Source organism: Pseudideonella sakaiensis, from assembly GCF_048320135.1.
GTDB classification, from domain to species: Bacteria; Pseudomonadota; Gammaproteobacteria; order Burkholderiales; family Burkholderiaceae_C; genus Ideonella_A; species Ideonella_A sakaiensis_A.
In genome coordinates this window covers 5,390,409-5,403,992 of record NZ_CP182947.1, presented here as the reverse complement: position 1 = coordinate 5,403,992, position 13,584 = coordinate 5,390,409, and the positions used below count along the sequence as shown (strand labels likewise).

General features: G+C 64.5%; 8 protein-coding genes. 1 reads left to right on the top strand and 7 read right to left on the bottom strand.

Annotated features, from left to right (window positions below; translation table 11 throughout):
- Positions 1 to 203 precede the first annotated feature (203 nt).
- Positions 204 to 2,966, top strand: coding sequence for a TonB-dependent receptor domain-containing protein (locus ACNH6H_RS24695; RefSeq protein WP_418320919.1), 2,763 nt, complete (start codon positions 204 to 206; stop codon positions 2,964 to 2,966).
- Between the two features lie 111 nt (positions 2,967 to 3,077).
- On the opposite strand, the gene ACNH6H_RS24690 is transcribed toward ACNH6H_RS24695, so the two are convergent.
- From ACNH6H_RS24690 to tadA, 7 genes are all read right to left on the bottom strand, one after another.
- Positions 3,078 to 4,940, bottom strand: coding sequence for a dipeptide ABC transporter ATP-binding protein (locus ACNH6H_RS24690; RefSeq protein WP_418320918.1), 1,863 nt, complete (start codon positions 4,938 to 4,940; stop codon positions 3,078 to 3,080).
- A 22-nt stretch (positions 4,941 to 4,962) separates the two neighbouring features.
- Entirely contained in the window at positions 4,963 to 6,438 is a 1,476-nt protein-coding gene (locus tag ACNH6H_RS24685; protein WP_418320917.1) for an ABC transporter permease, read from the bottom strand.
- Positions 6,439 to 6,454: 16 nt separating this feature from the next.
- Positions 6,455 to 7,438 carry an ABC transporter permease gene (locus ACNH6H_RS24680; RefSeq protein ID WP_418320916.1) on the bottom strand — a complete coding sequence of 328 codons (984 nt, stop codon included), beginning with the start codon at positions 7,436 to 7,438 and terminating at the stop codon, positions 6,455 to 6,457.
- A complete protein-coding gene (locus ACNH6H_RS24675) occupies positions 7,439 to 9,691 on the bottom strand; it encodes an ABC transporter substrate-binding protein (protein ID WP_418320915.1) in 2,253 nt (750 codons plus the stop codon).
- 276 nt (positions 9,692 to 9,967) lie between these two features.
- A complete protein-coding gene (locus ACNH6H_RS24670) occupies positions 9,968 to 11,404 on the bottom strand; it encodes an IS1182 family transposase (RefSeq protein WP_418315762.1) in 1,437 nt (478 codons plus the stop codon).
- Positions 11,405 to 12,099: 695 nt separating this feature from the next.
- Positions 12,100 to 13,017: an LD-carboxypeptidase gene (locus tag ACNH6H_RS24665; protein WP_418320914.1), complete on the bottom strand. Its 918-nt coding sequence runs from the start codon at positions 13,015 to 13,017 to the stop codon at positions 12,100 to 12,102.
- Positions 13,014 to 13,568: a tRNA adenosine(34) deaminase TadA gene (tadA, locus tag ACNH6H_RS24660; RefSeq protein WP_418321483.1), complete on the bottom strand. Its 555-nt coding sequence runs from the start codon at positions 13,566 to 13,568 to the stop codon at positions 13,014 to 13,016. Before tadA ends, ACNH6H_RS24665 begins: the two co-directional genes overlap by 4 nt.
- Positions 13,569 to 13,584: the final 16 nt, after the last annotated feature.

The following is a 13,584-nucleotide window of genomic DNA, read 5'->3' as shown; positions in this document are numbered from 1 at the left end:
GTCCCGCCGCAGCGGTGACTGCCTCAGCCGCCCGATGCTGACCACTATCGCAAACCCTTGGTGCAGGTTTTGCACAACGCGCTCGGCGGCGCAGATGCTGGAGTTCAGGACAATCGCGCGGCCCATCTCGAGCCCCGACCGAGCGCTGCGGTCTTCCGGGCTCTGCCAATCAACTTTTTTCTTTGTCTCACGGAGTAGTACAGATGTTCAGAAGGACCAAGGTCAGCGCCGCGGTTGTCACCGCGCTCGGCGGCCTGCTCGCCCTCGGCGCAGCACCGTCACATGGCCAGCAAACCCTCGACCGGGTGGAAATCACCGGCTCGAGCATCAAGCGCATTGCGGCAGAAGGGGCTCTGCCCGTACAGATCGTCACGTCGGCGCAGATCCAGCGCTCCGGCGCAACAACCGTCGCCGAAGTGATCCAGCGCCTGCCGGCGATGCAGGGTTTCCAGATCGCCGACATCGCCGCAGGCTCGAACTCTGGCGGCATCGTCACCGCCAGCATCCACGACATCGGCGCGTCGTACACGCTGGTGCTGCTGAACGGCCGGCGCATCGCACCGACCGGATCGGGCGCGACGATCAACCTGAACTCGATCCCGATGAGCGCGATCGACCGCGTCGAGGTGCTGACCGACGGCGCTTCGGCGCTGTACGGCTCGGACGCGATCGCCGGCGTCGTCAACTTCATCCTGAAAAAGAACCTGCAGGGTGGATCGTTCGATGCAGCGATCAACGTGCCGACCGAAGGTGCGGGCAAGTCCGGCAATGTCAGCTTCACCTATGGCGTCGGCGACCTCTACAAGGACCGCTTCAACTTCCTGTTCTCGGTCCGGCACGACGAGCAGCAGGTGCTGAAGGCGACCGACCGGGAGTTCTCGAAGTCGGCCTACCTCCCGTTCACGAAGGAAGGCAAGCAGTACGTCTACGACCGCACCAGCGTGTTCGCGGTGCCGGCCAATGCCTCGGTGACCTTCAAGCGTCTGCCGGGCGAGACGACGACGCTGCCGTCGTATGCGTTCAACCCCTACCGCAAGCAGACCGGCGCCTGCGGCCCGATGAATTTCTACAGCCTGAACAACGCCACGACGGCAACGTCGGTGACGGAAAACTGCGCCTTCGACTTCGGTTCGACCGTCGAGGTCTATCCGGAAAACAAGCGCGACACGATGTTCCTCGCCGGCCAGTTCCAGGCGACCGAGAACCTGAAGTTCTTCAGCGAGTTCGCGTATTCGCGCTTTGACCTGACCGCGCGCATTGCCGCCAATCCGGTGCCGGTGTCGATCCCGCTGACCTCCGACTACTACCGGAACTCGGTGCTGCCGTACCTGACTCCGGCGCAGGCCGCGCGCGTCAACACGGTCACTGCTAACTACCGTGCGCAGGATTTCGGCACCCGTGACTCGCAGACGGTCACCGACGCGAAGCACTTCGTGATTGGCGCCGATGCGGAAATCGGTGGCTGGAGCACCAACGCCGGTCTGACTTGGTCCGAGAATGCACTGAACGAAAACTATGTCGGCGGCTACTTCCGCGACAAGGAGTTCCGGGCCCTGCTGGCGGCCAACGCCTTCGACCCGTTCAAGCTGTCGGGCAACCAGACCCCGGCCGTGCAGAGCCTGATGAACGGCAGCATCTTCAATGGCTCGGTGCGCACGCAGAGCACGACGCTGACCGGTGCCGACTTCCGCGCGTCGCGTGAACTGTTCCGGCTGCCTGCGGGCCCGCTCAGCATCGGCCTCGGTGGTGACTTCAGGAACTACCACTACAAGCAGACGCCGTCGGCGGCAGCGCTGGCGGGCGAGATCTACAACTACTCGCCGTATACCGCCTATGACCTTGAGCGCGACAGCCACGGCGTGTTCGCCGAGGTGCTGGTTCCGATCGTCAAGAACCTGGAAGTGACCGGTGCATTCCGTTACGACACGACCAAGGCAGTCAAGGACGCGCTGAAGAACCGGACCGTCGGCGACGACATGAGTGCATCGACCTACAAGGTGTCGGGCCGCTACCAGGCGTCGCAGAACCTGCTGTTCCGCGGCTCCTTCGGCACCGGCTTCAAGGCCCCGTCGATGCTCGACATCGCGCAGCCGCTGGTGCCGAACGGCGTCACCGCCAGCGCCTATGACTGTCCGTTCCCCGGCACCGAGTTCTGCAAGCCAGGCAAGCTGCAATATACGCAGCTGGCCGGCGGCAACGAGAAACTGGTGCCGGAGAAGTCGAAGAACTGGACCGCCGGCCTGCGTTTCGAGCCGACCGCCAACTTCGGCATGGGCATCGACTACTGGCGCGTCGAGATCAGCGATGCGGTCAGCGCGGTGTCGGCCAACCAGGCCTTTGCCGATCCGAACAAGTACCGCAGCCTGTTCACGACCTTCAAGCAGCCGGCTGAACCGCAGGCCTACTGGACCTTCATCAGCTCGTCGACGAATATCGGCAAGGCGATCAACAGCGGCGTGGACTGGGACTTCATCAGCCGCCACAAGACGCCGGTCGGTCAGCTGACGCTGAGCATTGCCGGAACCTACCTGATCGAGTCGTCGTACACCCGTCCGGGAACCGACAGCGACTTCACCGACAGCATGGGCAAATACGGTGAAAACGCAGCGGTCTCGTTCCGCAACATCTATCGGGCAACGGCGATTCTCGACAGCGGCAAGTTCTCGAACTCGCTGACGGTCAACTACCGTTCGGGCTACGAGGACCAGAACCAGCTGGTCCGTGATCTGGCGACCAACACCAACGTGCGGCTGCGGCTCGATGTGCCGGACTACTACACGCTGGATTGGCAAGGCATCTATCGCCCGAACAAGTCGGTCGAGCTGCGTGCCGGCGTGAAGAACCTGCTGAACAAGGCGCCTCACCTGAGCCTGCGTGACTCGTCCGGCCACCAGGTCGGCTACGACCCGCGTTACAACGACCCGCTGATGCGCACCGTCTACGTGGCCGCAAGCTACAAGTTCTGAGCGACTGAAGCGTGAGTGCAGGCGGTCGCCCGCCTGCCGCATGACCCGACCCCGCCGTGCGCAAGCCGGCGGGGTTTTTTTGTCGCCATGGCCGGCCCAAGCGGCGGCCGGCTACTGCACGGCCTGCTCGATCCTCGGCACCGCCGCCAGCAACTCCCGTGTATAGGCCGACTGCGGCTGCTCGAGCACTCGGGCCGCCGGCCCGATCTCCTCGAGTCGCCCGGCATTCATCACCGCGATCTGGTCGGCCAGATAGGCGACGACCGCGATGTTGTGGGTGATGAACAGGTAGGACACCGACAGTTCGTCCTGCAGTTCGCGCATCAGGTTCAGGATCTGCGCCTGCACCGACACATCGAGCGCCGAGGTCGGTTCGTCGCAGACGATCAGCCGCGGCTCGACCGCCAGCGCGCGGGCGATCGCCAGCCGCTGCCGCTGGCCGCCTGAAAATTCATGCGGATAGCGCTCCAGCGCATCGGATCGCATGCCGACCCGTTCGACCATCGCGCGCACGCGTTCGCGGCGCTGCCCGGCGTCGAGTTCCGGTTTCAGGGACAGCAAGCCTTCCTCGAGAATCTCGGCGATGCGCATGCGCGGGTTCAGCGATGCAAACGGGTCCTGGAAAATCATCTGGATCGCACTGCGCGCGCGCTGCAACGCCGGGCCGTTCAGCGCAAACAGGTCGTCGCCGTCGAACAGCGCCTTGCCCTCGATCACTGCCTGGCGGCGCAGCAGCTGCACGATCGCCTTGCCGGTGGTCGTCTTGCCACAGCCCGACTCGCCGACCAGCGCCAGTGTCTGCCCGGCCTGCAGGTCGAACGAGATGCCGTCGACGGCTACAAAACCGCTGCTGCTGCGCCGCAGCAGCCCGCTGCGGATCGGGAACGTGACGCGCAGGTCGCGCACCTGCAGCAGCGGCTGCTGGGCAGGCGCCGCCGCGCGCTGGCGATCGGCGTCGGGGCGTTGTCCAACGGCGACCGCACTCACCTCTTCCGGCGGCGGACTCGCGACCGCCGGGTCATAAAGGAAGCAACGCACACTGCGGTCCGATCCGGCCTGCGGCGGCAGCAACTGGGGTACCGCCGCTGTGCAGTGGTCGAACACACGATCGCAGCGCGGCGCAAATCGGCAGCCCGAAAAATGCTGCGTCAGCGGCGGCACGGTGCCGCCGATTGCTGCCAATTGCCCACCGCGCTTGTTGGCGTCGGGCAAGGCCTGCAGCAGCAGCCGCGCATAAGGATGCTTCGGCGCGGCAAAAAACTCGGCCGCAGTCGCGACCTCGATGATCTGCCCGGCATACATCAGCGCGACGTGGTCGGCCATCCCCGAGACCACCGCGAGGTCGTGGGTGATCAGCAGCAGGCCCATGCCCTGCTCTTTCTGCAGCGTGCGCAGCAGGTCGAGGATCTGCGCCTGGATCGTCACGTCGAGCGCGGTCGTCGGCTCGTCGGCGACCAGAAAATCGGGCTCCGACGCCAGCGTCATCGCGATCATCACGCGCTGCTTCTGGCCGCCGCTGAGGCGGAACGGGTATTCGTCGATGCGCCGCTCAGGCTCCGGGATGCCGACCTTGCCGAGCCAGTCGATCGCCTTGACACGCGCCGCCGCGCCGCGCAGATCGGTGTGCGCCTCGATCGCCTCGACGATCTGGTCGCCGACGCGCATCACCGGATTCAGGCTGGTCGAGGGCTCCTGGAAAATCATCCCGATGCGCCCGCCACGGATGCCGCGCATCTGCGCCTCGCTGAGCGCAAACACATCCTCGCCCTCGACCTCGAGCCGCCCTTCGGTGACGCGGCCGGCTTCCGGCAGCAGCCGCATCATCGCCAGCGCCGTCATGCTTTTGCCACAGCCCGACTCGCCGACCAGCGCAAAGGTTTCGCCGCGGCTGATCGCCAGGCTCAGGCCGTCGATCGCGCGAACGATGCCGGATTCGGCATCGATCGCCACTTTCAGGTCGGTGATTCTCAGCATCGGTGCAAGTCGATCAGGCGTCTCATCGGTCGGTGGTCGGCGGTTCGGTCACCGGCTGTCGGCGGGCGCCGGGCAAGGCGATGCGGCGCGGCCGGAACGAGCGGGCCCGCGGATCGAAGGCGTCACGAACGCCGTCGGCAAACAGGTTCGCGGCGAGCACCAGCGTGACCATGAAGCCGAAGGCGGCGGCGAACGACCACCAGACAACCGGGTCGCGGCTCATCTCGTTGCGCGCCAGATTGATCATGCCGCCGAAACTGTTCATCGACGGGTCGACACCGACGCCGACATACGACAACACCGCCTCGTAGAGGATCAGCGACGAGAACTCGAGCACCGTGACGATCAGCATCAGGTGGGCGACATTCGGAAAGACATGGCGCACCATGATGCGGCTGTCGTTGACGCCGAAGGCATTGGCGGCCTGGATGAATTCGAGCTCACGCAGCTTCAGTGTCTCGCCGCGCAGCAGCCGGCACAGCCCGGCCCAGCCGGTCAGGCCGAGCACCGCGCACAGCATGAACAGTTTCAGGTCGGCGCGCTCGGCACCGGTTTCGAACAGCTCCGGGTGCTTGTCGAGGTAGACCTGCACCATCAGCACCAGCGCGGCAATCAGAAGCACGTTCGGCACCGACGACAACACGGTATAGATGTACTGCACGACCTCGTCGACCCAGCCGCGGAAATAACCGGCCATGATGCCGAGCACCACCGCCAGCGGCAGCGTCGCGACGGTCGCCAGCGTGCCGATCACGAATGCGGTGCGGATGCTTTTCAGCGCCTGGTACAACACATCGTTGCCGGTCAGGTCGGTGCCGAGCACGTGGTAGTGGCCCATCAATGCAATCGTCGGGCCGACCAGCAGCGCCAGCACGAACACCGTGATCAACGCAACCCGCCACGGGATCTGGCCCTCGCCGCGCGCAACAGCCGCAGCGGTCTCGCGCCAGCCGGCGCGTTGCACCCTCGCGATTGCCGCAATCAGCAGCGCGCCAATCAGCGCTGCTCCGATGGCACCACCGACCAGCCCGATGACACTGCGTTGCGCGACATCGCCGGCCCAGTCGCGTTCCGGATCCTGCAGATGGGCGCCGCCATGGACCAGCCGCGGCGCAACCCGCTTCGTCTCGCCGTCGACGACCAGCGTCTCCTTCGTGAAGCCGACAAAGGCGAGCGGCCGCGAATAGGTTGCCTCGCGCGATTCGACCAGCCGCTCGAGCATCGCATCGAGCACCGAGCGGGTCCGCGTGTCGTAGGCGGCCGAGGTCGCGCCGGGCACCGGCGGCAGCAACGGCCGGTAGTGGATCGAATCGAGCAGCGTGACGATCAGGCAGGCGAGCAGGATCACCGATGACGCCAGCGCCGGCGCATCGCGGAAAACCTTGCGCCAGTTGGCGGCAAGACCCGGGCTGCGCAGCACATAGACGCCGTAGCCGAGCAGGCTGGCGAGCAGCAGCCACATCGAGACATCGGTCCAGAGAAAGACGAACTTGGGCATGTCGTGCAGCATCGCCTCAGCTGAGCCTGACCCGCGGGTCGGCCCAGGTGTAGGCAACGTCGATCAGGATGTAGGTCGCGATGTAGAGCAGCGAGCCGAGGAAAACCATCGTCCGCACGATCGCAAAATCCTGCTTGCTGATCGCCTCGATCACATAAGAACCGAGACCGGGCAGACCGAAGAAGCTCTCGAACACCAGGCTGCCGAGAAAGACATACGGCAGATAACTGCCGGCACTGGTGATGATCGGTATCAGCGCATTGCGCAGCACATGGCGGAACATCACGCCCATCTCGGCCAGGCCTTTCGCGCGAGCGGTGCGCACATAGTCCTTGCCGATTTCCTCGAGGAACATCGCGCGGTACAGCCGCGCCTCGCCACCGAGCCGGGCGAGCAGCGACAACGCGATCGGCAGCACCAGAAACTTGATCGCATCGAGCCCCGGCGCATAACCGGAGATCGGCGCCAGCTTCAGCACCCGCGAGAACAGGAACTGGCCGACGATGATGTAGAACAGGCTGGAGATCGACAGCATCAACACACACGCGACGACGCCCCAGAAATCGAACCTGGTATTGCGGAACATCACCAGCAGCAGCGCAAATGTCGTGCTCGCAATCACCTGCAGGATGAACAGCGGCAGCGCCATCTGGATGCTGACCCACATCCGGCCCGCGACCTCGTGGCCGATGTCACCGGCGGATTCGGAATCGGCACGGCCGAAATTCAGCGTGAACAGCGAGACCGAGCGCTCCCAGAAAATCGTCTCGGTAAACCGCTCGCTGCCGCTGCGTTCAGTATTGACGTACAGCGGCTTGTCGTAGCCGCGTTCCGATTTCCACTTGTCGATCACCTGCTGCGTGACACGTTTGCCGCCAATGTTCAACCGCGCCATGTCGTCGGGCGTATTGATCGTGAAGAACAGGAAGAAGGTCGCCAGGTTGACGCCGAGCAGCACCAGCGCGCCGTAGGCGATGCGGCGGATCAGATAGGAAAACATTCAGGCGGGGTCCAGGACTTCGCCGCGGGCATTCATGCGTTCGCGCTTTTTTAGGCTGCGCCGGGCGACCAGCAGCACCGCGAGCAGCGCCGCGCCGATCAGCACCATTGGCCACCAGACCGGCTGGTTCCATGCGCGCTGTTTCTGCACCCGTTCTGCAACATCGAGCCGCAGATAACGGCCATGGTCACGAACCAGGATCGCCGGCTTGTAGTTGTAGACCCAGTGCTGCGCCGCCGCCGAGGCGTACGGAAAAAAGCCGAAGGTCCACGGCGCATCGTTGCGCACCAGTTCGATCATCTCGTCGAGCAGCGCCTGCTTTTTCGGGCCGTCCTCGAGCATCTTCAACTGCTGGAACATCCGGTCGAATTCGGGGTTCGCATAATTCGAGGTGTTCTCGCCGTCAAATTTCGTCTTGCCGTTCGGCCCATAAAGCAGGAACATGAAATTCTCGGCGTCCGGATAGTCGGCATTCCAGCCAAGCCAGTAGACCTGGTAATTGCCTTTGCGGACCTTCTCCTGGAACTGTGTGTTCTCGGTCGCGCGCACCTCGAGCTGGATGTCGATCTTCGCAAACTGCCGCACGACCCAGTCGATTTCCGGCTTGCGCTCCGGCGTCGCCGGCGCATAAAAATCGTAGTTGATCACCAGCGGCTTGCCGGTCTTCGCATCGCGGCCGGCCGGATAACCGGCTTCGGCAAGCAGCCGCTTGGCTTCGTCGATCGAGCGGCGAACGACCTTGCCGTCGACGACCTTGTGGGTGACCGGATTGACGCCTTGCAGCGTGCCTTCGCGCGAACCCTCGATGCCGGCCGGCAACGGGCTCATTGCAGTCTCACCGGCCTTTTTCGGAAAGATCTTCGAATATTCATCCCAGTCGATCGCGATCGAGATTGCCTGGCGCAGCTTGCGGTTGCGTTCGCGCTGCTCCGGCGTATCGCCCCAGCCGATCGTCGGGTCGAGCATGTTGAAGCCGATGAAATAGCTGTTGACGTCCGACGATTTCGCGAGCCTGAATCCCTTGTCGAGGTACTCCTGCCGCACCTCCTCCGAATCCTGCATGCCGACCAGATAGTCCATGCCGGTATCGGTGCGCTCGAATACCTCGAGGTCGTAGAAGCCCTGGCGGAATTTGCCGCGGCGCGGCACCGCCTCGCGCTCGATCACCGAGACCAGCGTATCGACGAACGGCGTCGGCTTGCCGCAATCATCGAGCAGACCGGCCGCCTTGTCCGCAGCCGTACCCTCGCACGGATAAGGCTCGGCGCGGTAGTTCGGGTTGCGCTTCATCACATGGCGGCGATCCCGCACATATTCGACCATCATGTACGGGCCGGTGCCGATCGGCCAGGTATCGAGCGACAGGCCGACCTCCGCCATCCCGGGCTGCGCATAAAAGGCATCGGCCTCCCACGGCACCGGCGCGAGGAAGGTCATCTGCATCCAGTAGCTCCACTGCGGGTATTTGCCTTTCAGGCGGATTCGCAGCAGATGTTTCTCCGGCGCCGTCGCACCGGCCAGCGGCCAGCGTCGGAAATCGAGAAACGGCTTGTCGAGGCTGGCCGGATCCAGCCCTGCGCGCAGCTTTTCGTCCTCGGCGCGGATCAGCGGCCCATACTCCTTCAGCCCGAGCACATACTCGGCAAACACCGGGTAGATCGGTGTCGTGATCCGCGTCGTCGCATGGCGCTTGATCGCATAGACAAAATCCTCGGCGACCAGTTCGCGGGTTCCGGTATGTTCGAAATCCCACGGCGTGCGGCGGTCACCGAGTTCGCCGGGGCGCATCGCGTGGTAGCGGTGGCGGCCGCTGTCATCGACCGCAAACGCCGGATGCGGCTGGTAGACGATGCCGGGCTTGATCGGCACGTCGTAGACGCTTTCGGCCACCTGCTCGCCGGGCGCATCGTCGGCAAGCGGCTTGCCGTTGCGGTCGTAATAACGTGGCTTGACGACTTCGGCGGCCGTCTTCGGCACCAGCACGAACGGCCGCTTCAGATAGTGGTAGCCGTACAGCGGCTCGTAGATCTGGTAGGTGAAGGCGGTATCGTTGCTCCAGTACGAAGCGGTCGGATCGAGGTGCCGCGGCGAGCTCTCGATGACGCCGCTGAACAGCGTATTGGTCGCGGCAGCGCCTTCCGGCCACGGGTTGTTGTTGCAGGCGGCCAGCGCCAGCAACATCATCGCGGCCAGCAGGCGGCGCATCCACGACCCGACGGTTCCGCCTCCCGCTCCTGCCCCGACAAGCTGCATTCAACAATCCTTTTCTGCCCGCCGCAGGATGCGCAGCGGACGCCGAAAACAACGAGCCTCCGGCACGCCCGGCTCGTGATCGGGCAGCACCGTGAGGCATGCCGGCAATGATAAGCCTGACAACTGCTGGACTTCGGCGACCTGGCGGCCGACTTGTTTCGGCCGAGGCCGTGTGGAAACTCGGTTTTCCGATCACCTGAGCAGACCAACGCGATGGCCAGGCGGCAATCTCTGAACTTGCCCCGCGCGAAGAACTTTTAGGTGAGGGCGGGCGCCCTATGCCCTCATCGCTGCGATCAGCGGCCCAGTGCCGAGGATCTTGATCATCCGCTTTAGGTTGTAGGCCAGAACCTGCAAGCTCATCTCGGTTTTCACGCGAGGCAGCGTACGGCTCAGGAAATGACTCGATCCCATCCAGGCCTTGAGCGTTCCGAACACATGCTCGACGGTCTGCCTTCGTTGCTTCATGGCTTCGGGCGCGCGCTCCAGCCGTTCTTGAACGACATCTAGGATGTCGTCGTGCTCCCAGCGGGCGATACGGCGATTCTTGCTCGTCGTGCACTGTGGCTTCATCGGGCACTGTGGGCAGTCTGACGACCAATACTTGTGCAGGATCTTGCCCCTCTCCTCGGATGTAAACCTGTGGATGGCAATCCGCCCGGCCGGGCACCGGTATTCGTCTTTCTCGCCGTCGTAGACGAAATCCCGCTTGTCGAAGAGCCCGTCGGCCAGGTTGTTCGAAGTCATCGGCTTGGGAACGACTGCGGCCACACCCGAGCGCTCGCACTCCAGGATCTCGTAGCCTTCGTAATACCCGCGATCGGCCAGCGCAATCAGCTTGTCCTCGCCGGTGGCTGCCTTGGCAAGCTTGGCCATGTTCGCCAGTTGGTCCCTGTCATGGCCAACGTTGGTGACCTCGTGGGCCACGATCAGGTGGTGCTTGGCATCCACGACCGTCTGGACGTTGTAGCCCACCACGCCAGTGCCTCGGCCGCTGGTGGCCATCGAGCGTGCATCCGGATCGGTCAACGAGATCTGCCCGTCCTCGGACACCTTCATTTGCTCACCGATCGCCTCCAGCGCCTTCATCTGCTGCTTGACCTTGGTGATCTTCTCCTTGAGGTGCGCAACTCGGCCAGGCAGAACGGCCGTGGCATCACGGTCGGCGCGGTCGAGCTCAACCAGGTAGCGCTTGATGCTGCTTTCGAGTTGTTCGATTCGCGCCTGAAGCTTGCGGTCGGTGAAGTTCTTGTCGCGGCTGTTGACCGCTTTGAACTTGCTGCCATCAATGGCGACGACGCCGTCGGTGAAGAGCTTCATCCGGCGGCAAAGCAGAACGAACTCCTTGCAGACTTTGCCGATGGCATCACCGTTGTCACGGCGGAAGTCGGCGATGGTCTTGAAGTCCGGCGCCAAGCGCCCGGTCAGCCAGATGAGTTCGAGATTGCGCTGTGCTTCGGTCTCCAGGCGTCGGCTCGACTGCACACGGTTGAGGTAGCCGTAGACATAGATCTTGAGCAGCGTCGCCGGGCTGTACCCCGGCCGACCCGTCTCTGCAGGATTGGCACGATCGAAGCCCAGCTTCCTCAGATCTAGTTCGTCGACGAAGACATCGATGACGCGAACCGTGTTGTCCTCATGAATCCAGTCATCCAGTTGCTCGGGGAAGAGGACGCTCTGCGTTCGGTCTTGGCCTTCGACGTATCGCCCCATCGATCACTCCTGTCGTCGCTACTGGAGATATGACACAACTGGTGCCGAAGAGTTTCCACACAGCCTCGGCCCGGAGCGGCCGTTGGCCGCTTGGCGGTGGGTGACTTTTGTGGGAGGGGCTTCAGCCCCGATTCGGGATCTTGCACGACTGCGAATCGGCAGGCACAGAGGCGAGAGCAAAGGCGCGGTCGGGCGGCCACTGGCGCTTAGATGCTTGCCAGCAGCCACCCGCCCACGCCTTTGCGCACCCACCGAAACATTCGACGAAGCGCACCATCGTTGCAGCGCGGCAGGCCGTGCCCGGGCGGGGCGATTTATGCGGCGGCGAGAAGGCGAGCACGGACACGAGGGGTCCGGGGGACCCCTTGTGCCTTGCGAGCGAACGGGCCGCAAGGCCCGGTGCGGCCTGCAAGGCCAGGGCCAGGGTCGGCGAGCGCAGCGAGCATCAACAAACATGCTCGCGGCGGTTGTCCGAGCGCAGTGAGCGCAGCGAACGTAGCGAGTTCCGCCGCGCGACCCTGGACCGAGCATCGCAGCGCAGTCCGAGCGCCAGCGAGGACCGCCGCATCATGAGCCGCGACCGGGTGCCGCCTGCCGTGCCGCTCGGTCCGCGGGTGCCAGCTGCCGAACACCACCAGCCCGAATCGGGGCTGAAGCCCCTCCCACAAAAGTCAGCGCCGCTTGCAGCCCTCCCCTCACCACCCGATCAGCACATCGCGCCCGTCGACCAGCAGTTGCACCTTGGCGCCGATCGGCAGGCTCAGCTTAGTTGGCACGTGGCCAAATGGGAGGCCGGTGAGGATCGGGGTCGAGATGGTGCTGCGGACGCGGGCCAGCATCGCCTTCAGCGAATAGCCGCGGTCGAGCGGTGACTTCTTCCACTCGGTGAAGCTGCCAAGCAGGATCGCCCGCTGCTTGTCGAGCACGCCGGCTTGTTGGAGCTGCAGCAGGCTCCGTTCGATGCGGTAGGGGTGTTCGTTGACATCCTCGAGGAACAGGATGCCACCCTTCGTGACGTCGGCCTTTGGCCAGTGGCGGGTGCCGAGCAGCGAATTGACGATCGTCAGGTTGCCGCCCCACAGCGTGCCACGGCATTGCAGCCCGGCGAAGCCGGCTTCGGTGCGAAAGCCGACGCCTTCGAGTTCGCCGCTCATCGCCTCGAGAAAACAGTCGCGGGTGATTTCGTCGACGCCGCCGGCGTCATCGCTGCGGCCGAAATCGGCGCAGGCCATCGGCCCGGCCCAGCTGCGCCCGGCGGTGCGACCGAGGTGGGCCAGCAGTCCGAGTTGCAGCGCCGTCATGTCGCTGTGGCCGACCCAGCGTGTGCCGCGTTCGATGCTGCGGCCCATAACCGCCCAGTCGATGCCATCGAGCAGTCGGGACAAGCCGTAGCCGCCACGGCTGGCCATTGCAACGCCCGGCGCTGCGTCGGCAACGCGGTGCAGCGCGGCCAGTCGATCATCGTCGGCGCCGGCAAAACGCTGGTTTCGCTTCAGTGCCGCGGCATCGATGTTCGGCTCGAAGCCGAGCGCGCGCAGCCGTTTGCTGGCCAGTTTCAGCACCCCGGCTCGCGGCACGACGCCGGCCGGGCTGAACAGGATCAGGCTGCTCATCGTCGAAGCTGCTCGCCGAAATCGCTGTGGTCGACCTCGACCGCATCGCCGGTCGGGATTGCCTGGGCAGTCGCCCCTGTGCCCGCGGCGCGGTGGCGGTTGCGGTAGCGCTCGCGACGTTCGGCAAAAAATTCCTTCAGCAGCCGGCCGCTGTCGGCGGCGAGCACGCCGCCCTGCAGGTGGCAATGGTGGTTCAGCGCCGTCGACTCGAACAGGTTCAGCACCGAACCGGCGGCCCCGGTTTTCGGGTCGGCGGCACCGAAAACGACGCGCCTGACGCGTGCGTGCAGCATCGCCATCGCGCACATCGCGCAGGGTTCCAGCGTCACATAGACACTCAGCTCCGGCAGCCGGTAGTTGCCGAGCAGGTGCGCGGCATGGCGCAATGCAACGATTTCGGCGTGGGCGGTCGGGTCATGTTCGGTGATCGGGCGGTTGTAGCCGGTCGCGATCACCTGCGGGCCGTCGGCGGTCGGCCGGACGATCACCGCACCGACCGGCACCTCGCCGACCAGCCAGGCATTGCGTGCCTGGTCTAGCGCGATGCGCATCGCCCATTCGTCGGCA